The sequence below is a fragment of the Cryobacterium sp. SO1 genome, assembly GCF_004210215.2.
Lineage (GTDB): Bacteria > Actinomycetota > Actinomycetes > Actinomycetales > Microbacteriaceae > Cryobacterium.
In genome coordinates this window covers 1,700,004-1,723,874 of record NZ_CP067394.1, presented here as the reverse complement: position 1 = coordinate 1,723,874, position 23,871 = coordinate 1,700,004, and the positions used below count along the sequence as shown (strand labels likewise).

The 23,871-nt window shown below is 69.9% G+C and carries 26 protein-coding genes; 2 read left to right on the top strand and 24 right to left on the bottom strand.

The window, feature by feature from the left end; genetic code table 11:
* Nucleotides 1-2: 2 nt before the first annotated feature.
* The 12 genes from BJQ95_RS08115 to BJQ95_RS08060 form a co-directional block, all read right to left on the bottom strand.
* The gene (locus BJQ95_RS08115) at nt 3-1,025 is read right to left on the bottom strand and encodes a hypothetical protein (RefSeq protein WP_130178223.1); all 1,023 of its coding nucleotides are present in this window, start codon (nt 1,023-1,025) and stop codon (nt 3-5) included.
* Nucleotides 1,000-3,051 carry a flagellar biosynthesis protein FlhA gene (locus tag BJQ95_RS08110; protein ID WP_130178224.1) on the bottom strand — a complete coding sequence of 684 codons (2,052 nt, stop codon included), beginning with the start codon at nt 3,049-3,051 and terminating at the stop codon, nt 1,000-1,002. The genes BJQ95_RS08115 and BJQ95_RS08110 overlap by 26 nt, the downstream gene beginning before the upstream one ends.
* Entirely contained in the window at nt 3,052-4,164 is a 1,113-nt protein-coding gene (locus BJQ95_RS08105; protein WP_130178225.1) for a flagellar biosynthesis protein FlhB, read from the bottom strand.
* On the bottom strand, nt 4,164-4,922 hold the full coding sequence (locus tag BJQ95_RS08100) for a flagellar biosynthetic protein FliR (RefSeq protein ID WP_130178226.1): 759 nt from the start codon (nt 4,920-4,922) through the stop codon (nt 4,164-4,166). The genes BJQ95_RS08105 and BJQ95_RS08100 overlap by 1 nt, the downstream gene beginning before the upstream one ends.
* Complete coding sequence (fliQ, locus tag BJQ95_RS08095; protein WP_130178227.1) at nt 4,923-5,198, bottom strand: flagellar biosynthesis protein FliQ; 276 nt, start codon at nt 5,196-5,198, stop codon at nt 4,923-4,925.
* The gene (fliP, locus tag BJQ95_RS08090) at nt 5,198-6,013 is read right to left on the bottom strand and encodes a flagellar type III secretion system pore protein FliP (protein WP_130178234.1); all 816 of its coding nucleotides are present in this window, start codon (nt 6,011-6,013) and stop codon (nt 5,198-5,200) included. The genes fliQ and fliP overlap by 1 nt, the downstream gene beginning before the upstream one ends.
* An 80-nt stretch (nt 6,014-6,093) precedes the next feature.
* Nucleotides 6,094-6,606: a flagellar biosynthetic protein FliO gene (gene fliO, locus BJQ95_RS08085; protein WP_130178228.1), complete on the bottom strand. Its 513-nt coding sequence runs from the start codon at nt 6,604-6,606 to the stop codon at nt 6,094-6,096.
* A complete protein-coding gene (gene fliN / locus BJQ95_RS08080) occupies nt 6,607-7,380 on the bottom strand; it encodes a flagellar motor switch protein FliN (protein WP_130178229.1) in 774 nt (257 codons plus the stop codon).
* Entirely contained in the window at nt 7,377-8,285 is a 909-nt protein-coding gene (locus tag BJQ95_RS08075) for a flagellar motor switch protein FliM (protein WP_256041583.1), read from the bottom strand. The genes fliN and BJQ95_RS08075 overlap by 4 nt, the downstream gene beginning before the upstream one ends.
* A gap of 98 nt (nt 8,286-8,383) precedes the next feature.
* Complete coding sequence (locus tag BJQ95_RS08070) at nt 8,384-9,322, bottom strand: flagellar motor protein MotB (protein ID WP_130178230.1); 939 nt, start codon at nt 9,320-9,322, stop codon at nt 8,384-8,386.
* Nucleotides 9,319-10,143, bottom strand: a complete 825-nt coding sequence (locus tag BJQ95_RS08065) for a motility protein A (protein ID WP_130178231.1) — start codon at nt 10,141-10,143, stop codon at nt 9,319-9,321. Before BJQ95_RS08065 ends, BJQ95_RS08070 begins: the two co-directional genes overlap by 4 nt.
* Complete coding sequence (locus tag BJQ95_RS08060; RefSeq protein ID WP_130178232.1) at nt 10,144-10,422, bottom strand: flagellar FlbD family protein; 279 nt, start codon at nt 10,420-10,422, stop codon at nt 10,144-10,146.
* Nucleotides 10,423-10,603: 181 nt separating this feature from the next.
* On the opposite strand from BJQ95_RS08060, the gene BJQ95_RS19420 reads away from it, so the two are divergent.
* Both BJQ95_RS19420 and BJQ95_RS08050 read left to right on the top strand, forming a co-directional pair.
* Nucleotides 10,604-12,298: a DUF222 domain-containing protein gene (locus BJQ95_RS19420; RefSeq protein WP_305088571.1), complete on the top strand. Its 1,695-nt coding sequence runs from the start codon at nt 10,604-10,606 to the stop codon at nt 12,296-12,298.
* Nucleotides 12,247-12,771, top strand: a complete 525-nt coding sequence (locus BJQ95_RS08050) for an HNH endonuclease signature motif containing protein (protein WP_256041611.1) — start codon at nt 12,247-12,249, stop codon at nt 12,769-12,771. The genes BJQ95_RS19420 and BJQ95_RS08050 overlap by 52 nt, the downstream gene beginning before the upstream one ends.
* Before the next feature lie 251 nt (nt 12,772-13,022).
* On the opposite strand, the gene BJQ95_RS08045 is transcribed toward BJQ95_RS08050, so the two are convergent.
* From BJQ95_RS08045 to BJQ95_RS07990, 12 genes are all read right to left on the bottom strand, one after another.
* Entirely contained in the window at nt 13,023-14,207 is a 1,185-nt protein-coding gene (locus tag BJQ95_RS08045; protein ID WP_130178928.1) for a flagellar hook protein FlgE, read from the bottom strand.
* A gap of 157 nt (nt 14,208-14,364) precedes the next feature.
* Nucleotides 14,365-14,811: a flagellar hook assembly protein FlgD gene (locus BJQ95_RS08040; RefSeq protein WP_256041582.1), complete on the bottom strand. Its 447-nt coding sequence runs from the start codon at nt 14,809-14,811 to the stop codon at nt 14,365-14,367.
* A gap of 63 nt (nt 14,812-14,874) precedes the next feature.
* Complete coding sequence (locus BJQ95_RS08035; protein ID WP_256041581.1) at nt 14,875-16,854, bottom strand: flagellar hook-length control protein FliK; 1,980 nt, start codon at nt 16,852-16,854, stop codon at nt 14,875-14,877.
* Nucleotides 16,851-17,543: a C40 family peptidase gene (locus tag BJQ95_RS08030; protein WP_130176795.1), complete on the bottom strand. Its 693-nt coding sequence runs from the start codon at nt 17,541-17,543 to the stop codon at nt 16,851-16,853. Before BJQ95_RS08030 ends, BJQ95_RS08035 begins: the two co-directional genes overlap by 4 nt.
* Nucleotides 17,540-17,986, bottom strand: a complete 447-nt coding sequence (locus BJQ95_RS08025) for a hypothetical protein (RefSeq protein ID WP_130176794.1) — start codon at nt 17,984-17,986, stop codon at nt 17,540-17,542. Before BJQ95_RS08025 ends, BJQ95_RS08030 begins: the two co-directional genes overlap by 4 nt.
* Entirely contained in the window at nt 17,983-19,353 is a 1,371-nt protein-coding gene (locus BJQ95_RS08020; RefSeq protein ID WP_130176793.1) for a FliI/YscN family ATPase, read from the bottom strand. The genes BJQ95_RS08025 and BJQ95_RS08020 overlap by 4 nt, the downstream gene beginning before the upstream one ends.
* Nucleotides 19,350-20,078, bottom strand: a complete 729-nt coding sequence (locus BJQ95_RS08015) for a FliH/SctL family protein (protein ID WP_256041579.1) — start codon at nt 20,076-20,078, stop codon at nt 19,350-19,352. The genes BJQ95_RS08020 and BJQ95_RS08015 overlap by 4 nt, the downstream gene beginning before the upstream one ends.
* Nucleotides 20,071-21,087, bottom strand: coding sequence for a flagellar motor switch protein FliG (fliG, locus tag BJQ95_RS08010; protein ID WP_130176791.1), 1,017 nt, complete (start codon nt 21,085-21,087; stop codon nt 20,071-20,073). The genes BJQ95_RS08015 and fliG overlap by 8 nt, the downstream gene beginning before the upstream one ends.
* Nucleotides 21,087-22,703: a flagellar basal-body MS-ring/collar protein FliF gene (fliF, locus tag BJQ95_RS08005; protein WP_130176790.1), complete on the bottom strand. Its 1,617-nt coding sequence runs from the start codon at nt 22,701-22,703 to the stop codon at nt 21,087-21,089. The genes fliG and fliF overlap by 1 nt, the downstream gene beginning before the upstream one ends.
* Nucleotides 22,703-23,011 (bottom strand): flagellar hook-basal body complex protein FliE, encoded by a 309-nt coding sequence (gene fliE, locus BJQ95_RS08000; RefSeq protein WP_130176789.1) that lies wholly within the window; start codon nt 23,009-23,011, stop codon nt 22,703-22,705. The genes fliF and fliE overlap by 1 nt, the downstream gene beginning before the upstream one ends.
* Nucleotides 23,011-23,403: a flagellar basal body rod protein FlgC gene (locus BJQ95_RS07995; RefSeq protein ID WP_130176788.1), complete on the bottom strand. Its 393-nt coding sequence runs from the start codon at nt 23,401-23,403 to the stop codon at nt 23,011-23,013. Before BJQ95_RS07995 ends, fliE begins: the two co-directional genes overlap by 1 nt.
* Nucleotides 23,403-23,744 (bottom strand): flagellar basal body protein, encoded by a 342-nt coding sequence (locus BJQ95_RS07990; protein WP_130176787.1) that lies wholly within the window; start codon nt 23,742-23,744, stop codon nt 23,403-23,405. The genes BJQ95_RS07995 and BJQ95_RS07990 overlap by 1 nt, the downstream gene beginning before the upstream one ends.
* Nucleotides 23,745-23,871: the final 127 nt, after the last annotated feature.

Below are 23,871 nucleotides of genomic sequence, written 5' to 3'. Positions count from 1 at the left end.
GCTCAGCCTATCGCGAACGGCCGCGGCGGCCCGGCTGGGGCAAGCCAGCCGATCGGCAGACCCAGCTCCAGCACGGTGCCGGGAGTGGCCGTGGAGTCCACGCCGAGCACAGCGACGGCGTCGATCGAGACCCACATGCCCGCGTCCCGCACCCAGCGGGCCGTGTCTGCGGGCTTCCGGCCGGCGTGCACAACGGCCCAGACCTGGTCGGCGCCCAGCGCGGCAGGGTCACCGGACGCGTGCGCCACGAGGATGCTCCGGCCCTGTTCCACTCCCCTGGCCCGGGCGGCGAGGGCCGAACGGCGGTCGGCGATCTGGTCCCGCTCGTCGTAGAGCACTGCCGTGGCGCCCGCCGACAGCAGCCTGGCGGCCACGGCCACGTCGTCGGGCAGGCCGAGGAGCAGGATCAGATCGCCGGGGCCGTCCAGCATCGTCGGCGCCCCAGACGACAGTGCCGGCCGGTCGCCGGGTTCGTGTCGGTCCGGCTCCGCTGAACGGAACGGCTCCGCCGAACGGAACGGCACCACTGAACCGACCGGCACCGAGGAACCGAACGGCTCCGCCGGCTCGTCCGGCGCCGACGCGCCGCCGGGCCGAAGGGCGGGCGAGGTGGCGAAGGTCAGCTCGTCCATCAGCCGGGCGAAGTCCGGGGTGCCCGTCGACACGTCCGGTGCGACGGCGGTCTCGCGGGCCGCTCGACGAGGAGACGCCGGGTCGGTGCGCAGAAGCGTCTCGGCCGCATCCGCGTCATCGAGCAGCGCCGCGATGCCGAGCCTGGTGGTGACCTCATCCCTCGGGCGGGCGGCACGGCGGCGCTGAGAGCCGCGCTCCACCAGGACCTGGACCGGGGCGTCGGGCACCTCGACGGTCACCTCGATGTGCCGTTTGGCGAAGAAGCCCCGGATACCGCCGACGGTCACCTGCTCGGCAGCGACGATGCGGGCGCCGTCGCCGTGCTCGGCGAGCACGCGGGCCTGCAGTTCGGGCAGGGTGGAACCCTCAAGCCGCAAGCGTTTCGTTTGCACGGACCACCCCCACCGTTTCGATGGCGACCCTGGCGGAGGTGACCTCTTCGTAGGACAACACCGGCAGGCCACCGGCCTGCGCCGACACCAGACGGTGGATGGCCGGCCGGAGCGCCGGAGCGCAGACCAGCACGGCCGTGCGGCCGCTGGCCTCGACGGCGGCGATGGTGCTGCGCAGGGAGCCGAGGATGGCGTCGACCCGGACAGGGTCGAGCAGGATCTGGCTGCCCGCGTCGCTCGGCCGCATGCCCTCGAGCATCGACTGCTCGAGGCCGGGCTCGATCATGATGACCCGAAGGAGCGCGCCGTCCAGGTATAACGCTGTGAGCGCGGGCCCGAGCGCCTGCCGGGCTGCCTCGACGAGGCCTTCCGCATCGACGGACACCTTCGCACGCACCGACAGGGCCTCGTAGATGCGCGGCAGGTCGTTGATCGGGATCTGCTCGGCGAGCAGCCCCTGCAGCACCCGCTGAACCTCGGCCAGGGAGAGCAGGCCGGGGATGAGGTCGTCCACGGCCGACGGGCTGACCTGGCGGACGCCATCCGTGAGCACCCGCACGTCTTCACGGCTGAGCAGGCGCGCGGCGTTGCCGGTGATGATCGACGACAGGTGCGTCACGAGCACCGAGACCCGGTCGATCACCGTGGCGCCGGCCATCTCCGCCCGTGGCCGCATCTCGCCCGGCACCCATTTGCCGGCCAGACCGAAGACCGGTTCGATGGTCGCCGTGCCCGGCAGCGACTCCAGGTTGTCGCCGAGCGCGAGCACCTTGCCGGCCGGGGCGATGCCGCGCCCGGCCTCGACCCCGGCGATGCGGATGGCGTAGGTGGACGGCGGTAGGTCGATGTTGTCCCTGGTGCGCACCGGCGGCACGACCATTCCCAGGTCGATCGCGATTTTGCGGCGGAGTGCCCGCACCCGGGCGAGCAGGTCGTCGGAGGCCCCGGACACGAGGTCCACGAGGTCGGGGGCGAGCTGGATCTCGAGGGCATGCACGCGCATCTGCTCCATGAGGTCCTCGGCCGTGTCCGTCCGGGGCGCCAGCCCTTCCACGGCCGCGGCCGCGGCGGCGCCGGCCTTGGCCTTGGCCTCGTTGCCCTTGATCCGCTGGGAGATGACGATCAGTCCAGCGCCGACGATGATGAACGGGATGATCGGCATGCCGGGGATGAGCGCCATCAGGATCGCGGCGGCGCCGGCGATCATCAGCGCGGTGCGGGACTGGGTGAGCTGGGCCGACGCTGTGGCGCCGATGTCGGACTCGGCGTTGGAGCGGGTGACGATCATGCCGGTGGAGACGGCCATCAGCAGGGCGGGAATCTGGGTGACCAGGCCGTCGCCGATCGTGAGCAGGGCGTAGGTGTTCAGCGCGTCGCCGACCTCCATGCCGCGCTGCAGCATGCCGATGGCGATGCCGCCGATCAGGTTGATGATGATGATGATCAGGCCGGCGATGGCGTCACCCTTGACGAATTTGGAGGCGCCGTCCATGGCCCCGTAGAAGTCGGCCTCAGCGGAGACTTCCGCACGACGGTCCTTGGCCTGCACGTCGGTGATCAGGCCGGCGTTCAGGTCGGCGTCGATGGCCATCTGCTTGCCCGGCATGGCGTCGAGGGTGAATCTGGCGCCCACCTCGGCAACACGTTCGGCGCCCTTGGTGACGACGACGAACTGGATGACCACCAGGATCAGGAAGATCACGGCGCCGATGATGATCGACCCGCCGACGGCGACGTGGCCGAACGAGGCGATCACCTGGCCGGCGTACCCGTCGCCGAGCACCAGCCGGGTGGACGCGACGTTCAGGCCGAGCCTGAACAGGGTGGCCACGAGCAACAGCGACGGGAACACCGAGAAGTCCAGCGGCTTCTTGACGAACATCGTAGTGAGCAGGGTCACCAGGGCCAGCAGGATGTTCACGATGATGAGCACATCGAGCAGCCCGGCGGGAATCGGCACCACCAGCAGCAGGATGATGCCGACCACTCCGATCGGAACGGCGAGTTTTGCGAGCGTGCTGTTCACTTAGATGGCCTCCGCCGGGTGGGTGAAATGAGGGCGAGTGGTGTGGGTCATGGTGTGCACGCCGGAGCGTGAACCGCGGGTCTTCAGGGCGAGCACAAAGGCCAGCACCCGGGCAACGGCGTTGTAGAGCTCCACCGGGATCTCCTGGCCGAGCTCGCAGGCGCTGTGCAGGGCCCGGGTCAGCGGGATGTCCTTGACGATGGGCACGGTGTCGGTCTCGGCCTGCTCGCGGATGCGGGCGGCGATCACCCCGGCCCCCTTGGCGACGACCCTCGGGGCTGACTTGCCCGGTTCGTACCGGAGGGCGATGGCGAAGTGGGTGGGGTTGATCAGCACCACGTCGGCGGTGGCGACGGCGGCGATCATGCGGTTGCGGCTCATCGCCAGCTGGCGGGCCCGGCGTTGGGAGCGGATCAGCGGGTCACCCTCTGAGCTCTTGTGCTCGTCGGTGACCTCCTTCTTGGTCATCCTCGTGCGCTTGCGGTTCCGCCGCATCACCACCATCACATCGGCGGCGGCCAGCACCAGGCCGGCGATCACGGCCGATTGCACCAGCGCGGCGGTGCCGTCGCCGGCCGCGCCGATCAGGACCATCACCGGCAGACCGCCCGCGGTCATCAGCACCGGCGTCAGGCCCTGGATCACCGAGGTGAGCACCACGCCGACAACGATGGTCTTCAGCAGAGCCTTTACCCCCTGCCAGAGCGCCTGGGTGCCGAAGGTGCGTGCGAGCCCGGTGACCGGGTTGAACTGCTCGTACTTGCCGGCGACCTTCTTGATGTGCACGCCGCCCTGCAGGATCGATCCCGCCAGCACCGCCACGCAGACCACGACGAGCATGGGAGTGAGGACGCCGCCCATGGTGCCCAGCCCCTCGGCGAGCAGCTGCAGCGCCCGCTCCGGGTTCGGGTTCTCGGCCACGTTACGGATGTCCAACAGCTGCGACCGCCCGGCGGCCGCACCGGCCTCGATGGTCATCGGCATCATCACCGCGGCGGCGCCGATGCCGACCCACGCGGTGAGGTCCTGCGACCTGGCCAGCTGACCCTTGGACCGGACCTCCCGCATCCGCTTCTCTGTGGCTTGTTCGGTGCGTTCACCCGCGTCGCTCATCAGCGCACCCCCCACATGCTCGACACCGCGTCGTCGGTGAGCGAGGCGACGATGCCGGGCAGGGCCATGAACCCGGCGGCGCCGAGGGTGAGGGTGATCAGGATCTTGAGCGGGAAACCGAGCGCGAACGCGTTCAGCGCCGGGGCCACCCTGGTGAGCAGGCCCAAGCCGGCGTCGGCGAGGAACAGCACCACGATCAGCGGTCCGGCGATCTGCACCGAGGCCAGCAACATCTGGCCGACCGCGGCGGTGACCGTCTGCATCGGCACGGCGAGGTCGATGCCGCCGCCGACCGGCAGCGCGGCGAACGAGCGGGTCAGGCCGCCCAGGATCAGCTGGTAGCCGCCGGAGGCGAACAGCAGGGCCAGCGCGGTCATCTGGTAGAGCCGGGTGAACTGGGCGCCGTTGACCATCGACTGCGGGTCGAAGCCCTGGGCGAGCTGGAAGCCGCCGAACAGGTCGATCAGGTTGCCGGCCGATTGGATGGCGGAGAACACGACGAGGACCAGGAAACCCAGCACGCCGCCCACCACGATCTCCAACAGCAGCGCCACGATGAACCCCCCGGTGTCCGGCGAGGCGTAGCCGGGCACCACCCTGGGCGCCACGGCCAGCGCCAGGCCGAGCGCGAGCATGCCCTTGATGCGCAGCGGGAACGCGTTGAAGGAGAACGGCGGCGCCACGACGAGGAACGCGATCATGCGCACCCCGGCCAGCATCACCGCCTCCAGCCAGGCGAAGTCCAGGGTGATGTTCACCTAGCCGCCGCCGATCAGGCCGGGAATCTTATCGAACAGGTTGGTGGTGAACGAGACGATCTCGGAGATCATCCAGTGCCCGCAGATGAGCATGGCGATACAGACCGCGATGGCCTTGGGCACGAAGGAGAGCGTCACCTCCTGGATCTGGGTGATCGACTGCACCAGGGAGATGGCGAAGCCGACCACCAGGGCGGTGATCAGGATGGGTGCCGAGAGCTTGGCGGACACGACGATGGCCTGCAGGCCGATGTCCAGGACGGCGTTGGGGTCCATCAGCCACCCCGGTAACTGTTGACCAGGGTGGTGATGATCAGGCCCCAGCCGTCGACGAGGATGAAGAGCAGGATCTTGAACGGCAGCGAGATCATCACCGGCGGCAGCATCATCATGCCCATCGACATCAGCGCCGCCGACACCACCAGGTCGATGACCAGGAACGGGATGAAGATCACGAAGCCGATGATGAACGCGGCCCGCAGTTCGGAGATCATGAACGCCGGGATGAGGGTGACGAGCGACACCGCGGCGGGGTTGGCCGGGTTGGGCTGGTCGGACGCCCGCACCATCAGGGCCAGGTCTTCCTGCCTGGTGTGCGCGAGCATGAAGGTGCGCAACGGCTCCGAGCCCGTCGTCACCGCATCGTCGAAGGTCATCGAGCCGTTGAGGTAGGGCTGCAACGCCTCGGTGTTGATGTCGGTGAGCACTGGAGCCATGATGAACAGCGACAGGAACAGGGCCAGGCCCGCGAGCACCTGGTTGGGCGGGATCGACGGCAGCGCGAGGGCGTTGCGGGTCATGGCGAGCACCACGAAGATCTTGGTGAACGACGTCATCATCAGCAGCAGCGCCGGCGCCACCGACAGCAGGGTGATGCCGATCAGGGTCACGATGGCCGAAGACGGCGCGCCGTTCGGCCCGTTGATCTCCACGGTGAGGCCCGTTCCCGGGGTGGCGGCCGGGGTGGGGACGGCAGGGTCGATGGGCACGATCGGCACTATCGGCTCGGTAGGGGCGAGCGGCGCCGCGTGGCTGGTTGAGGCCACGAGCAGGATCAGGGCCACCACGATGACGGCCACAAGAGCCGCCATGACGACCCATCGGGCCAGGACCTGCCGGGTGGGGACGGGAGGGGCCAGGACGGGCCGGCCGAGAGCAGGGTTCGCGGTTTTCACCGGCCGTGCCGAAGCAGAGCGGCGGTCTGTTGCCACGTCGAGGGCGAGAGGATGGAGCCGCCGAGCCGACCGCCCTGGCTGCGATCCCGTCGCGGACGGAAGGTCAGCGGCGGCTCTGCCGGTGTGTCGGTGTCCGACGGCACCAGGGTCGGTCCCCCGGATGCGGCGTGCAACGACCTGGCGAAAGCGACAGCCGACTGATCGTTGCCGCCCTCGGTGCGCACGGCGCTGATGCCGGCGCCGCCGGCCACAGCCGCGGCCGGGTCGGTCTCGCCGTCGTGCAGCACGCTGATCGACTGCTCGGTGACGCCGAGCACAAAACGGCGGCCGTCGACATCCACCACCACCACTGAGGCCTTCTGGCCGAGGCCCTGCCGGCCCACGACGGTCACCACATTGGCTGCGCGCGACCCGGCGCCCCTAGTCAGGCGTCGTTGCAGCACCCAGAGCAGCCCGAGCACAACGGCCAGGGACAGGATCACTCGCAGGGCGACGACGACGGTGTCCACCTAGGTCAGGCTCTCGGCCACATCGAGGATCTGGGTGATCCGCACGGCGTAGTCCTGGTCGACGACGACGATCTCACCGTGGGCGATCAGGCGGCCGTTGAGGAGGATGTCGGCGGGCGATCCGACGGAGCGGTCCAGTTCGACCACGGCGCCCGGTTCGAGGGCGAGCACGTCGCGCACCGTCATCCTGGTGCGGCCGATCTCGACCGTGAGGGCCATTTCGACGCTGTTGATACGGCCGAGGTTGCCGACCACGGTGCGGTCGCCGGTTGCGGCGGCCGCGCTGTTCAGGCGCAGCCGGATCGCGAACCAGCCGACGGTGACGCCGCCGCCGGTGAGCTCGAAGACCACGGTCTCCGCATCGAGGAACAGGGTGGTCGCGTCGTCGATCCGGGCGTCGCCCAGCACACCGAGGCCGAGCACGCCGGCAGCGCGCTCGAGGGCCGGGCGGATGATGTCGTCTCGCGAGACGAGGCCGCTCTCGGCGCCGGCCGCGGCGTCGAGGGAGCCGGGGTCGGCGAGGACCACGGCCAGGTCGGCTGAGGTGGCGCCGACGAACGAGGCCACGACGGCACCGTGCACGGTTCCCCCGGCGCGGCCGACGACGCCGGCGCCGGAACCGACCGTCGCGGTGAGGATGGTGGGCGTGGGCAGCACCGTGAGCAGGGCGGCGACGGCCGCGTCCGCGACTCCGTCGGAGAGCCCTGAGCCGATGACGCCGACTCCGCCGGCGGCGGACGGTGACTGGGCGGAGGCGGAGCGCTGAAGCGTCATGGGGTCTTTTCCTCGGTGTCGATGATGATGCAGGCCAGGCGGGAGCCGGTGGAGCCGACGGCAGCGCGGGCCAGAGTGCGGCCATCCACCACCAGGTCGAGCGGTCGGTGGGTGGGATGCGGGATCGCCAGCACGTCGCCGATCGCGAGGGCCAGGATGGCGCTCGGCAGCACCCGCGCGTGCGCGAGCCGCAGGGACACGTCCACGGGCACCCAGCCGAGCTGGGCGCGCAACAGGTCCACCGGCGGGGTGGCCGAGACCGGAGGGCCGGGTTCGCCGAGCTGGGGTAGCAGGGCTTCGGCCGGGAGGGCGAGGGTGGCCGCCGTGGTCTTGTCGCCGACCCTGATAGTGAAGGAAGCCACGATCATCAGGTCGGACGTGGCCGCAGCCTGCGCGAACTGGGAGTTGTACTGGATGCCGTCCACCGCGATGGGCAGGGTGAGCAGGGCGCCGAGGGAGTACCGCAAGTCCTCGAGGGCGTCGTCCATCAGCCGGCGAACGAGGGCCTGCTCGATCTGGGTGAACGGCCGCTCCGGCGGAAGGGGCAGCCCGGTGCCGCCGAGCATGTGGGCGACCCAGTACAGCGCGGCGGCGGACGGAAACTGGATGACGGCCTGGGCGTCGAGGCCCTCGACGGTGCACAGCACCATGGCGGTCGTGGCGGGGAGCGAGGAGGCGTACTCGTCGTAGCCGCTCATCACCACCTGTTCGCAGGTGACTTGGGAAATCATCCGCACCTGGGCGGTCAGCTGGGTACCCCACTGGCGGGCAAAGGTCTCAAAGGCCAGCTCGAGCACCCGGGCGTGGTCACGGGCCAGCGTCGTCGGTCTGCTGAAGTCGTAGACCTCTACAGCGCGCGCGGGTTTTCCGGGCACGCCGCTGCTGATATGTTCCTGGACCGTCACGACTGGCACTATCGGCGGGTTGAATACGGATGTTAGCGGCGTCGGCAAAGTCGTCGGTGCCGTTTTGTGCCGCCCGGCCGCCCGGCCTGCCCGTGGCCTCAGTGCCCGGAGGTCACCGCCGAGGTGTCGCCGCCGGTGGCGGGGGTGCTGTCCTTGGCTTCGCTGTCCTTGGGGTTGGTGTGCACGGCGGTGCTGTCCGTGGGGGCCGACTCGTCGGGCACGGCCGTGCCATCGAGCACGGACGGGATCAGCGCCCGCACGCTGTCGGGCTGGTTGGAGAGCAGGACCACGTCGACCCGGCGGTTGCGAGCCATGGCGGCCAGGTCATCGCCGGTGTCCACCGGCCGGGCCGAGCCGTAGCCGATCGCGCCGATCCGCTCCTGCGCCACCCCGGTGCGTTCCACCAGGTGGCGCAGCACCTGGGTGGCCCTGGCGCTGGAGAGCTCCCAGTCGGTCGGGTAGTTGATGGTCACCCCGTGCCTGTCGGCGTGTCCCTCGACCGAGACCTCGCGTTGGCTGCCCGCCAGCACCGGGCCGATGATGTCGAGCACCGAGACCGCCTGGGAGCTGAGGGTGGCGACATTGGGTTCGAAAAACGTCTCGGACCCGACCAGGCCCACCGAGAGGCCGCGCTCGTCGATGGCGTACTCCACGAGGGCGTCGAGGCCCACGGCGGTGAGGGCCGTCTGCATGGCCTCCTGCACGGCGGTGAGGTCGTCGACCTCGGCGATGGCCAGGTCGAGGTCGGACAGCCCGACATCCTGGTTCACCGCCGGGGTGTCGACCAGGTCGGCCGGCACCACGACGCCCTCGGCGGTGTCGATCTTGCCCACGTCCACCGCGCCGAAGCCCGTCGCCAAGGAGTTCTTCAGCTGTACGAACTTGGCCTGGTCCACGGTGGACATGGCGAACAGCACGATGAACATGCACATCAGCACGGTGACCATGTCCATGTACGAGGCCATCCAGCGCTCGTCGACGTGCTCCTCGTGTTCCTCCTCGAGCCCCCGGCCCCGGCCCCGGCCGCGTCCGCTCACGCGGCCTTCTTGAGGGGCTTCTCGGACGAGGGCTTCTGGGCCTTGCCGCCCTTTGACCCCTTCGCCGATTTACCGGATGCCGCCGGCACCATGGCCTGCAGGCGCTCGCCGAGCAGCCGGGGCTGGCTGCCGGCCTGCACGGCCAGAGCGCCCTCCATGAGCAGCGTCATCCGTTCGGCTTCGATGTCGGAGAGTCGCTTCAGCCGGCTGCCGATGGGGAGCCAGAGGAAGTTCGCGGACAGGAGCCCCCAGAGAGTTGCGACGAACGCGGCGGCGATCATGGGCCCGAGGGTGGATGGGGTGTCCAGGTTCTCGAGGACGTGCGTGAGCGAGATCACGGTGCCGATGATGCCCACCGTGGGGGCGTAGCCGCCCAGTGTGGTGAAGAACTTGGCCGCGTTGCGGCTCTCCTTGGTGCGGGTGGCGATCTCGTCTTCCAGCAGGATGCGCAGCTCATCACCGTCGGTGCCGTCGGCGATGTTCTGCAGTGCGCCGCGCAGGAACGGGTCGTTGATCTTGTCGGCCTCTTGCTCGAGGGCGAGCAGCCCCGAGCTGCGGGCCTTCTCGGCCAGACCCACCACCTGGTCGATGAGCTTCTGGGGCGGGGTGGTCTTGCCCAGGAACGCACCGGGCAGGGCCTTGACGGCCTTGACGGTGTCGCGCAGGGTGCCGCCGGCGATTCCGACGGCGATGGTGGCGCCGAAGACCAGAACCATCGGGGCGGGTAGCAGGATCGCGGTGACGTGCGAGCCCTCGATGGTGATCATTGCAAAGAGAGCGCCGAAGGCGAGAACGATGCCGATCAGGGTTGCGGGGTCCATTTACAGCCTCCGGGGGCGCAAGGGGACAACGGCGTCCGGGCGGGTGTAGGGATTGCTGTCTGTGCTCCCCGTGGAAGCGTCGGTGCCGCTGTAGGCCAGTCCGATCACGCGTGCCCGGTAGGCGGCGATCTTCTCGATGACCTCGGTCAGGCTCTCGGTCACGATGAACTTGGCGCCGTCGACCATCACCAGGGTGGTGTCGGGGTTCACATGGATGCGCTCAATGAGGTCAGGATTGATCGCGAACTGACTGTCATTCAGCCTGGTTACAACGATCATGGACCCGTCCCTGGTTCCCGGACGACTCCAGCAGTCGTCAACGGCCACTGTCGGCCGGTCCCCGCGTTACGTTAGATGGCCCGGTGGGACGTGTGACCGTGCGCTCGCTCTGACCCGAGAACGTTATCCACAAGTTGACGTTTACTCACACAAAGCTTCGGAATCGGGCTAGATTCGCAGTATGAACAACCAGTCGACCATCGTAGACACGTTCGCCGCTTCCCGCGGTGACGCGTTCGTGGATGCCGCCGCGAACGTGGCCAGGCTGGGCTCGTGCAGTGTTGAGTACGACGCGTTGTCGGATGCGGAGGTGTTGGCCGGTCAGCGGATCCTCGCGCAGGCGCAACGCGAGTTGGATACCCGCAAGGCGTGGATGGCGAAGACCCTCGGGCAGCGCTCCCGGTGGGAGCTGGGCCAGTCCGGCCTGGCCGCGCAGCAGGGCTTTCTGAACCCCGAGGCGTTGATCCAACAGCTCACCGGGGCGAGCAAGGTCGAGTCGCGCAAGCTCGTGGGGGTGGGCCGGATACTCGCCGAGGCCGAGGAGGCCGAAGCCCAGGCCGCCGCCGCGCAGGCGGAGGCCGAGGCGGCGGCCGCCCGTCGGCTGCGCGACGAAGCGCTGGATCCGGCGGGTGACCCGGGGGCGCGTGACTGGGACGCGCTTGGCCCGGGCACCGCCGAGGGGTCCGGCCCGGCCGCCCCTTCGGTTCCGCTTCTGCCGCTGCCGTGGCACACACCGATCTCGCACGCCGTGAACGACGGCACCCTGTCCATCGATGCCGCGCACGCCCTGCGCACCGGCCTGGGCGACGTCGACACCGTCGTCACTGGCCCGGCCCTGGCCGACGCCCTGACCCAATTACTCGCCGACGCCGCCTCGCTGAACGTGGACCAACTGCTCAAAAAGGCCCGGCAGATGCGCGACTGCCTCGACGAGGCCGGCATCCGGGTGCGCGAACAGAAAGCCTGGGACGACCGCTACCTGCACATCTGGACCCTGAACACCGGCCAAGTCCGCATCGACGGCCTCTTCCCGCCGGAACAGGGCGAATTCATCAAGTCCACCTTCGACAGCCTCACCAGCCCCCGCCGCGGCGGCGTGCGCTTCGTCGACACCGACCGGGCCGCCTGGGCCAAACGAGTCAAGGACGACCCCCGCACCACCACCCAGATCACCTGCGACGGCTTCATCGACCTGCTCACCGCCGGCACCACCGTCAACCCAACGAGATGCTCGGCGGCCGCCGGCCCGCCGTGCAGATCCTCACCACCACCGCCGGCGCTACCGGCCAACCCGCCCAGCCCACCCAGCCGGGCGAAACCACCCAGCCCACCAAGCCCACCCAGCCGGCCGAGCCCACCCAGCCCACCCAGCCGGGCGAACCCACCCAGCCCACCCAGCCCACCCAGCCCACCCAGCCGGGCGAACCCACCCAGCCGGCCGAGCCCACCCAGCCCACCCAGCCGGGCGAACCCACCCAGCCGGCCGAGCCCACCCAGCCCACCAAGCCGGGTGGGCCCGCCGAGGCCGCCGAGCCCGGCAAACCCACCCAACTCGACGGACCCACCGGACCGACCAGACACACCGGACCGACCAGACACACCAGACCCACCGGACACACCGGACACACCGGCCAACCCACCCCGCCGGGCGAGCCGACCCAGGCCGCCGATCGCACCGGACCCGCCGATCAGACCGGACCCACCAGGCCCACCGGATCCTCTGGACCAGGCGCGACAGGCGTCACCGGCCACCCCACCGGCGCTACCAGCACGACCGGCACCGCCGGCACCACATCCGGGCCTCCCGAACGCGACCCCTGCCCGATGGCCGAGCCGCTGCAGCCCGGGTTCCTCAGTGACGCCGACGACATCCTGATCTGCCTACCCGGCCAACCCGGCCACGGCTACATCGAAGGCAACACCGCCCCCATCTCCCCCGAAACCATCGAACGCCTCATCTGCGACTCCGGCACCATCAACATCACCTTCGACCAGCTTGACCGGCCCCTCGACGTCGGGCACGAGCAACGACTGTTCAACCGGGCCCAACGCCGAGCCCTCGCCGCCCGCGACGGCGGCTGCCGCTGGCCCGGCTGCGACCGACCACCCGCCTTCACCGAAGCCCACCATATCCAACACTGGCAGCGAGATAACGGCCGAACCGACATCAACCAGGGCATCCTGCTCTGCCGCGCCCACCACTTGCTGCTGCACAACCAACGCTGGCAAGTCTTCGAAGACGACGGCCGGTACTGGCTCAGGCCACCCGCGACCATCGACCCCGGCCAGGCACTCATCGAGATGCCCAGCCGCACCCGGCCACGGCCCACCTCAGCCCGCACACACTGATCGAGCGGGTCTACTTCGGCAAGCTCAGCACGACGTCGACAACCTCGACCAGCGCAGGGTCGCCACCACCCGCTGATCGAACGGGTCACTGACAAGCTCGACCAACGCAGGGTCGCCACCACCCGCTGATCGAGCTTGTCGAGATCCCGCGAGATGGGGGATTTTTGGGACACGTCTCACCGGGTCTACTTCGACAGGCTCAGCACGACGTCGCCAAGCTCGACCGACGACGGGACCGCTTACTGCGTCCGTTAGCGCTTCAGGTTGGTGAGCTCCTGCAGCACCTCGTCCGAGGTGGTGATGATGCGGGCGTTCGCCTGGAAGCCGCGCTGGGCGACGATGAGGTTGGTGAACTCCTGCGACAGGTCCACGTTCGACATCTCCAGGGCGCCACCGGTGAGCGAACCCAGTCCAGTGGAGCCCGGAGCGCCGAGTTCGGCCGTACCGGAGTTGAAGGTGGCCCGGTAGCCGTTCGAGCCGGTCTTCTCGAGGCCGCCCGGGTTGGTGAAGGTGGCGAGGGCGATCCGTCCGAGCGCCTTCTGCTCGCCGTTGCTGAACAGGCCCACGAGGGTGCCGTCCTTGCCGAAGGTGTATGACTCGAGCGAGCCTGGGGCGCTACCGTTCGCCGCGGCCTTGACCGTGCTGATCCCGGCCAGTCCCTTGAGACTGGTGAGGTCCACCGTCACTCCGCCGGCGGCAGGGTCACCGATGACGAGCGTCCCACCTGACGTCACCGAATCTCCCGTGAAGCCCAGCGAAGTCGTTACCGGGGTACCGCCGTTGTCGATGCCGGACACGTCCCATCCACTGGCCGACTTGGTGAAGGTCAGGGAGAGTGTGCGGGCCGCGCCCGAGGCGTCATAGACCTTGACGTCTCGGAGCACCTGCGTGTCTTTGACGGCGTCGGACGGCAGCGTGCCTGTCACCGCAACCGCATTCGTTGCCGTGCCGGGGATGACGGCGTTGACCGGCAGCGCCAGGTCCCCGACGGCGCCACCCTCGTTGACCACGCCGTTCACCGCACCCCAGCCCTGCACGATCGCACCGGACGGGGTGACGAGGCGCCCCGCGGAGTCGAAGTCGAAGGAGCCGGCGCGGCTGTACACCGTCTCGCCGCCCTGCTGGGTGATGAAGAATCCGTCGCCCGAGATGAGCATGTCGGAGGCCTTGCCGGTGGCCTGCGACGATCCCTGCGCGAAGTTGGTGGCGATGCCGGCCACCTGCACGCCGAGTCCCACCTGGGCCGGGTTCGTGCCACCGGTCCTGGCGCCCGGGCCGCCGGCGCCCTGGGTGAGCTGGGAGAGGGTGTCCTGGAACTGGGTGGCCGAGGCCTTGAACGCGGTGGTGTTGACGTTGGCGATGTTGTTGCCGGTCACGTCGAGCATGGTCTGGTGGGCGCGGAGGCCGGAGATACCGGAGTACAGGGAGCGAAGCATGGGAGCTTCCTTTCGAGAGAGTGACTGCAGCGGATGGGTCAATACGGTGATGTCGTTCTGGTGCCGGGCGGGCTGTTCACCTGGTGGTGGCTGGCTGGCGGGCCGGCGACGGCGGGCGTCGAGGGGCAGGGTCGCGCGTTGTTCACGCGGTGCGGGCTCACCCCTTCGGGGCGGTCACCCCCGAGATCGCGTCGAGCGCCACGCTGGCGGTGCCGACGGTGACCTGGGGCACCGGGCCGGCGAAGGACACCGCGGTCGCGATGCCGGTGACGCTCGCGCCGGCGGCATCCGTGTAGGTGACGTTCTGGCCGACGAGGGCGGCAGCGGCCGTGCGCATCTGCAGCGAGAAGTTCTCGTCCGCGGTGGTGGACAGCGCGGTGAGTTTTTCCATCATGGCCAGCTGGGTGGTCTGGGCGATCATCTGGTTGGTGTCCATGGGTGAACTCGGGTCCTGGTTGCGCAGCTGGGCCACCAGAAGAGCCATGAAGGTCTCGGAGTCGAGGGTCTGTTTGGGCGTGCGCACCGGGGTGTTCGAGTACATGCTGGCTCCGGTGGTGGAGTCTGCGGCGGCGGTGGACACGGAGCCGACGGCGTCGATGGTCATGGGGTCTCGTTTCTGGGAGTCGGCGGGCGGTGCGGGGACGGACGCGGGTGGGATGGGGGCGGGTCAGACAAGAACATCGACTCGTCCCCTCGCTTGGTCGGATCGTGCGGGGTCTGTCCCGGCGTCGACGGCCGTGGTGTCGGTGCCGATGGAGGTGGACCGGAGCCAGGGATCGGTTGCACCGGGCTCCCGGCGGCGGTCCTGGGCCCCGCGTGGATCCCCGCCGAGCGTCGCACTCCCCTGGCCCTGCTGGTCGGCCCCTGAGCGGTCCTGCCGGCCCGAAGAGCCGGCGTCACCGGGCTGGTTGCGTGCGGACACGTCGAGGCTTGCCGATAGTGCACCACCGGCGAGGTCGCGGCGCAGGTCGGGCAGGATGAGCCGCAGTGCTTCCCGCGCCATGTCGGTGGGGGCGAACAACTCCAGACGGATGCCGGCGGCGCTGATCTGCGCCCGCACCACGACCGGTCCGAGGTTGTCGGGAGTGACGCTTATCGACATCGTGTGTTCGCCGGGTCCCGCGGCCGCGAGGCTGAACAGCGGACGCGCGACCTGGCTGGCCAGCGGAACGGGAACGGCAGGACCGGTCGGCAGCGGCGATGCCGCGGCACCGGCCGGGGTAGCGGCCGCGGGGGCAACCGGACCGGAGAGTGAGGGTGGAACGAGGCCGGCTGCCGGACTCTCGGCAGCAGCAGGATCGCCCGTGGCGATGTCGGGAGACCGGGTAGACCAGACGGCGCCGGTGGCACCGCCGTTGGCAGCCCCGGTCGAGGCGGGTCCGGTCTCGGAGGTCCCAGACGCGGAGTTTTCAGACGCGGAGGTCCCAGTCGCGGGGGACCCAGTCGCGGGGGTCCCAGTCGCTGAGGTCCCAGTCGCGGGGGTCCCGGTTGCGGGGGTCCCGGTTGCGGAGGTCCCTGTCGCGGATGTCCCGGTCGACGCTGCCCCGGTCGATGCCGTCCCGGTAGAAGCTGTCCCGGTCGCTGCATCCCCGCGTGAGGCAGCCCCGGTCCCGGCGTTCCAGGTACTTGCGGCCGCGATACCGGCGGCAGCGGCAGCGGCACCGGCAGCAGCACCGGCACCAGCGGCCGCGGCACCGGCGGCCGCGGCACCGGCGGCGGCGATAGTGCCGCTCACCGCAAGTCCGTTTGCCATCGCCCCGTTCGCGGCCGGCCCGTTTGCGCCGGTCTGTTTTGAGGCGGCGCCATTCGCGGCGAATCCGTTCGCGGCGGTGCCGTTCGCGGCGGCACTCGACGCGGCGGTACTGGACACGGCGGTACTGGACCCGTCGACTCCGGTCGCGGCCGGTGACGGGTTCCCGGACACCGCGGTCGGGCCGGGTGCGCCGGACTGGGCCGATGTTTGAGCCGCCGGCTGGATCGTCGGCAGCACGGCTCCGGATACGAGCACGGCATCAAGCGTTCCGGCCACGGTGACGTCACTGGATTCACCCGAAGACACGTCGTCGCCGGCGGCACGCGGACGGCCTCCGGCCGGCGCGGCCGCTTCCAGGTCGGCCGCGCTCGCGAGGGCACCCGTCGGGAGGGGGTCGGCGGACGCAGCGGATCCGGGCCGGCCCGGTCCACCCGGGACTGGTGTGTCGGGGCCGGCCCCATTGGCCAAGAAGGCAGCCGGCATTGTGCCCGCGGGTTGGGCAGTGAGCCGGGCTTGGGTTGCGGGGTCGTCGGCGAGCCCGGCATCCCTCGCTGCGGGGCCCGAGGCTGAGACGTGCTGCGCGGGATTGATGAGCGCAGGATTGGTGTGCGCGGGCCTCGTGGTCCCGGGCTTGGCCAGCGCGGGCGAGCTCGGTGCGGGCTTGGCACGTGCGGGCAGCGGCGGCTTTGGGGAATCGAGAGCCGTAGGCGTACTGGCCCGCGCTCCGGCCGAGCCGGTCCTGGCGCCCTGCCCGGTCACGGCACCGCGCATGGCTCCCGCAAAGGAGTCGGCACCGGCAGTGGACTCCTGCCGGGATCCCCGCGAGCCGTGATCGAGGGTGGACCCCGCGGCTCCGGTGGAACGAGGGAACTGTGCGGCTGCTGTGGTCGTCATGAGGACAGTCCTGACTTGGACGTGCCGTTGAACATTGACGCGAATGCAGCCGTCAGCATGTCGGTGGAGTTGGAGGCCTGGCCGGCCGTCGCCGCCTGATCGGGGATCACCCGGCGGATGGTGGTGATCTCGGAGTCGTCCATGTAGGCGTCCACCTTGCAGACCGTTCGTCCCTCGTAGGGCGCATGGATCACCTGATTGTTGCCGGCGTAGATCAGGATGTGGTCGCCGCCGCCGGTGACGATGAGGTCGCCGGGCTTGGCCTCGGCCAGCGACGCCACCTCGGTGCCGATGGTCATCTGCCCGGACACCAGTCGGGGAACTTCGATGCCGAGGTCGGCGTAAACGCGCTGCACCAGACCGGAACAGTCCATTCCGGAGCTGTCCTCGCCGCCGAACACGTAGGGCACACCGAGATACTTCTCGGCGGCCGCAACAACACCGGCGCCCGTTGCGCCCGAGCCTGCGGCGCCGGTGGCAGTGGCAGCGCCAGTGGCCGCGCCGGTGGCCGCGGTGCCGGTGGCCGCGGCAAAAGCGTCGGCGAAGCTGGTCGCTGAGACGGCCGAGGCAGCGGTGCTGCTTGCCGTGCTGGTCGTCGCGAGTCCGGTACCGCCGGAGACCAGGTCATTGAGCTGAACCAGCCTGGACTGGATCTCGCCCATCCGGCCGAGCGCATCCACCATCGTCATTTCTTCTCCCCTGTCGTTGTCTCGCCCAGCCGCCGGTGCCAGCTCGTCGACGCGATCTCGTCGATGACGGTCTGTTCGGCGTGCAGTTCTTCAGCAGCGGCCAGGTCGCCGTGGCGCCCCTCGAGCTTTTCCAGGCTCACCGCGGCGGATTTCTTCGACTCGAAATCGCGCTGCGCGTCGACGACTCCCTGTTCGGCGATGGCATCGAGCGCCGTGAGTTCGGCCAGCATGCTGCGGGATGACGCCCGGGCGGCGGCGATCGCGTAGAGCGTGTCGGCGCCGGTGGCACTGATCGGCAGGTGCTCGAGCGCGGCGCGGGTCTCGTCGATGCGTGTCGCCGCGGCCCGGAGCCGCGCGTTGGCCACGGCCAGGTCGCCGGCGGCCTGGTCCTGTTGCAGGTGCCGCAGGCGCAGCAGGCCTGCGAGCGAGAAGGCGCGGCTCATCGGGTGACGCCCAGCAGTCGGGCCAGCGTGGCCAGTCGGTCCCACGCCTCGGCGGCCGGGGTGTGTTCGTCCATCCGCTGTTGCAGGAACGCCGTGATCGCCGCGTCGTGATCAACGGCGGCGTCGACCAGCGGGTTGGTGCCTCGGCGGTAGGCGCCCACATCGATGAGGTCCTGGGCGGCGCGCCGGGCGGCGAGCACCGCACGCAGCGTGCCAGCCACGGCGGCCTGCTCCGGGGTGGTCACCCGCGACGCCACCCGGGAGATGGAGGCGAGGGCGTCGACGGAGGGAAAGTGGCCGAGGACGGCGAGTTTGCGATCGAGCACCACGTGGCCGTCCAGAATCGAACGGGCGGCATCGGCGATGGGTTCGTTGTGGTCGTCGCCGTCCACGAGCACCGTGTAGATGCCGGTGATCGAGCCGGCCTGGTCGGTGCCGGCGCGTTCGAGCAGCCGGGCGAGCAGCGAGAACGTCGACGGCGGGTAGCCGCGGGTAGCCGGCGGTTCCCCCACCGACAGGCCGATCTCCCGCTGCGCCATCGCCACCCGGGTGAGCGAGTCCATCATCAACATCACGTCGGCGCCCCGGTCCCGGAACGACTCGGCGATGCGGGTGGCCACGAACGCGGCCCGCAGCCGCATCATGGCCGGCTCGTCCGAGGTCGACACCACGACGATCGACCGGGCGAGTCCCTCCGGCCCCAGGTCGTCCTCGAGGAATTCGCGTACCTCGCGGCCGCGCTCGCCCACCAGGGCTATCACGGAGACTTCGGCATCCGTGCCCCGCGCGATCATCGACAGCAGCGACGACTTGCCCACGCCGGAACCGGCGAACAAGCCCATCCGCTGCCCCTTGCCCACGGTGGTGAGGGTGTCGAGCACCCGCACGCCCAACTGCAGGGGCGATTGGATGCGCGACCGGGCCATGGCAGACGGGCTGGCGTTCTCGAGCGGCACCCGTTGCTCAACAACGAGGGGCCCCTTGCCGTCGATGGGGCGGCCCAGCCCGTCGATCACCCGGCCGAGCAGGCCTGAGCCGGTGGGCACGAGAAAGCCGACACCGCTGCCGCTGGCGCGCACGGGGTCGCCGACCCGGATGCCGGTCAGCCGGCCCAGCGGCATGCAGCGCATCCCGTCAGGGGTCGTGGCGACGACTTCGGCGTCCACGCCTGCGGTGTGAGCGGTACCGGCGGACGTCTGGCCGATACCGGGCCCGCCGATCACGACAAGATCGCCGATGGCGCCGTTCAGCCCGCGCACATCCACGCTCAGTCCCACGATCGACGACACCACGCCGACCCGCTCCGGGCGGGCCGCCGCCAGGGCGCGTGCCAGGCGGTCGGTGCTGTCCGGCCGGGTGAGGGTCATGCCGTACCCCCGGCCAGGGCCGCCCTGGCGCGCTGCAGCGCGCTGCCGATCCGGGCATCCAGGTAGCCGTCGGGGAACTCGCTGACGGCGTCGCCGCGGGACAGGCTCGCATCCGCCACCAGGGTGACGCCCGCCTCGGCCACGGCGGCGACGTCGAGCGCGGCCAGGTCGTGCGGGTTCAGTCGCACGGTGTGGGTGACGGTGCGGCCGGTGGTGTGGCTGATAGTGCGGCCGGCGGCCGGTGCCCCCGCCGGGCCGTCGGCGATGGTGCGCCCCAGCGCGGCCCGCACCGCGGCGGTTTCGTCGGCCAGGGTGTGACCGATGATCGCCTCGGCCAGGTCGATGGCGGCGTCCAGCAGGGTGTCCTCCACGTCGTGCAGCACGGGGACCGTGCGCTCCTCGAGCGCCCGGACCGCGGCGTTCAGCCCGGCCAGCGTGCGGTCGTGTTGCTCGTCAGTCGCCCGCATCAGCTCGGCGTGTTCGGCCTCGAGCCCGGCGACCCGTGCGTCGACGGCCGCCGCTGCCGCGCGCAGGCCCTCGGTGTATCCGGCGGCGTGACCTCTGGCCTGCCACTGACGTTCGATCCTGGCGCGGTCCTCGCCCGGGCCGCGGCTCTCGCCGGCGTCGGCGAGGGTGGGAAAGACCAGCGCTGAGAAGTCGTTGTCCGTCGCTTCCATGGCGGTCGCGCCAGCGCCAACCAGGCCGGGGCCGGCCGCGCTAAACAACGAAATCATCCTCGTCGGCGCGCTGCACGGTGATGGCCCCCTGAGCGGCCAGGTCTCGGATCGCCCGCACGATGGTGGCTCGGGCTTCTTCCACCTGAGAGACCCGAACGGGTCCGAGGTTGACAACCTCGTCGTTGAGGATCTCCCGGTTCCGCTCGGACAGGTTGCGTTGGATGATGTCGACGACCAGTTCGCTGGAGCCCTTCATGGCAACGGCCAGAACGGCGCCGTCGATGCCGCGCAGCACCAGCTGCACATCGCGGTTTTCCAGCTTGACGATGTCCTGGAAGGTGAGCATGCGGGAGCGGACCTCTTCGGCCAGCACCGGGTCGCGTTCATCCAGCGCCTCGAGCAGGGCGCGTTCGGTGCTGATGTCCGCACGGTTGATGATCTCCACCAGCGGTTGCACCCCGCCGACGACCTCGGCGGAGTCCCTGGACGCCGCGACGGCGCCGATCCGCTTCTTGAGGATCTCGGTGACCACCCGCAGGGCCTCCGGCGTTGCGGGTCCGGTGGAAGCGATGCACTGGGCAACATCGGTGCGCACCGGGCCGTCCAGTCCGGACAGGATCGCGGAGGCGTGCTCGGGGCGGAGGTGTGCGAGCACCAGGGCGATGGTCTGCGGGAGTTCGCCGTCCAGCAGCGACAGCACCTGCACCGGGTCGACGCTGTCGAGGAATTCGAAGGCCTTGCCGGCCATGGACGTGGCCACCCGGCTCATCACCCCGGCCGCACGTTCGGCGCCGAATGACTTCTCAAGCAGCCCGATCGCCACGGCGTGGCCGCCGCGGGGGTTGCGGGCGCCGATGGTGGTGAGCTGGTGGAACTCGGCGACGGCGCTGTCCATGATGGAGGAGTCGACCCGGCGCAGCTGCACGATCTCGGCGATGATCTCGGCAGCCTCGACCTCGGAGAACTGCTTCATCACCTCAGAGGCACGCTGCTGATCCATGGTCATCAAAACCACGGCCACCTTCTGGGTTCCGGTCAGGCCCACTTTGGTGTCCATCAGGCCGGCTGCCGATCGTCCATCAGGCCGCGCAGCATCTCGGCCGCCATCTGCGGATCACGCAGGGCGAGGGCATCGATGTCGGCCACCCGCTGGTCACCGCCGCCTGGCAGGGCGCCGCCACCGGCCACCGGGTACGCCTGGGTAGGCGCTGAGTCGATGAACAGCGGCGCCATCTGCGGCGGCAACGAGAACGGCACCGTCGGCGCGTCCAGAGCCGACCGCGCTTGAACCAGGTCGTTCAGCTCGATGGCCTGCCGGCTCTGCCGGCGTGAACGCCTGGCGTAGAGGATCAAACCGAGCACGAACGCGATCACGGAGCCGGCTACGATCAAGCCCACCTGCAGGATGCCGGCGTTCCGGGCGGACTCTTCGGCAGCGGCGGCCTCAGCCAACGCTGCGGCCGCGGCGTCGGCGCCGGCGGCATTGAAGCTGACGACCTCCACGGTGACTGCGTCGCCCCTGGCCACGTCGATGCCGGCAGCAGAGGACACCAGGCTCGTGACGTTGGCCACGTTGAGGTTCTCGGCAACGGCCGCGTTCACCGCCACCGAAACCGTCTGCCGGTTGATCTCCCCCGCGGGCACCGTGCGGGTTTCGGTCACCTTGTTGATGGCGTTGTTCCGGGTGGTGTCTTCGGAGGTGAAGGTACCGTCGCCGGTGGCCTCGGCCGGAACGGCGATGTTGTCGGGGCCGAGCACTCCGGCCGCGGCTCCCCCGCCGCCCGTGTAGGACTCCGTCGTGACGGCCTCGTTCAGTGCCGGGGCGTTCTCGGGAACCGTGAACGACTCCTCGACGACCTGGGCGCTCTGGTAGCTCATGTCGGCGGCCACCACGACGGTGGCGTTGCCCGGTCCGACAACCTTGTCGAGCATCGCCTGCACGGAGCCGCGCACCCGCTCCTCGTAGTCGCTGGCCTGCTGACCGGCCGACCCCGTGGCGCCGACGCCCACCGCGGAGAGCACCACACCGGCGGCGTCGATGACCGCGACATCCGTGGGCTTCATCCCGTCGATCGACGCACTGGTGAGGTGCACGATGGCCTGCACCTGGTCGGCGTTCAGCGTGATGCCGTTTCGGGTGCCGACGAAGACGGATGCCGTGGGGTCGTTGGTCTCCTCCGTGAACACCGTGGCCTCGGGGATCGCCAGGCGAACCGAGGCGGTCTGCACACCCTTCATGGCTTCGATGGTGGCGGCGAGTTCGCCCTCCAGGGCGCGCTTGTAGGTGACCGACTGCTGGAATTCGGAGGCGGTGACCCCCATGGTGTCCAGCAGCGAGTACCCGCCGGTGCTGGACGACGGCAGGCCGGCGGCGGCGGACTTGAGCCGTTGGTCGTAGACATCGGCCTCCGGAACCAGGATGGTCGCGCCGCCGTCGCTCAGCTCGTAGGAGACCCCGTCGGTGCGCAGCTGCTCCACGATGGTGTTGGCGTCTGAACCGCTCAGGCCCGAGTACAGCGGTGTGTACGCCGGCTGGGTGGCCCACATCGTGAGCGCGGCCGTGCCGAGGGCCAGCACGGCCACGCCGATGATGGCCATGGTGCGCTGGGCGACGGTGAATTCCCGGATGGCGTTTCCCAGGCGACGGAACACCGAGGTGATCTGGGCGGGCATCAGGCCTGCATCCTCATGATGTCGTTGAACGCTTCGACGCCCTTGTTACGCACGGCGGCAACGAGTTCGAGGGTGACCTGCGCCCGCGACGACGCGATGGTGGCGGTGTGGATGTCGTCAAGGTCGCCGGTGACGGCCTGGATGGCGTAGCTGTTCGAGGTGGACTGCAGTTGCTGCAGATTGTCCACCGCCCCGGTGAGGGCGCTCGCAAAGCCGGAACCTGAATCGGAGGCATCGGCGGCGGTACTGGCGGGCAAATAGGACGTGGCACTGACGGCCGGCGCCGATCCGATGGCGGGGATGGTCATCAGTTGCGTCCGATCTGCAGTGCGGCTTCGTAGGAGGTCTTGGCCCGGTCGATGACGGCGGCGTTGGCCTGGTAGCCACGCTGAGCCATGATCAGCTCACCCATCTGTTCGGCCATGTCGATGTCGGGGCGCCGCACGTAGCCGTCGGCATCCGCGATCGGGTTGTCGGGTTCGTAGACCAGCAGGCCCTCCGCGTCGCCCTGCGCGATGCCGGTGACGTAGGCGCCGGAGACGCCGGCACCCTCCTGCGCAACGACGTACCGGGCCTGGAAGGCGACCCCCGACGTGGGTGTGGCGGTGTTCGCGTTCGCGATGTTGTCGGCGACGGCGTCGAGCCATTTGCGGTGCAGGGTGAGGCCGGTACCGGCGATCCCGAGAGCGTCGAGGCCCATCAGCTGGTCCTCAGGGCGGCGCGCATGCTGGAGTCGGCGCCGGCGACGGCCTGCGACGCGAACTGGTAGCGCAGCACGGTGTCGATGTTGGCGACGGTTTCGGTGTCGAGGTTCACGTTGTTGCCGTCGAGCCGGGTCGGTTCAAGCGACCGGGCCATGCTGGCCGCTATGTGGCCGTCGCCGGCCTGCACCGACCTCGCCAGGGCATCCTCGAAAGACACCCGCTGGGCCGTGTAGCCGGGGGTGTTCACGTTCGCGATGTTGTTGGCGATGGTGCGCTGGCGCAGGGCCAGGCCATCCAGGGCGCTGGACAGCGCCGCGGTGGTCACGGATTCGATCACGGCAAGCCCGTTTCGTCGTCAAATAATCAGACGGCCGATCCGTGGCCTGGGGTGAGCAATCCGTGCTCATTCTCAGCTATCGGCCGTCGGAGACGATGCGTTAGCGCTCTCGGAGGGAATGTCGCAA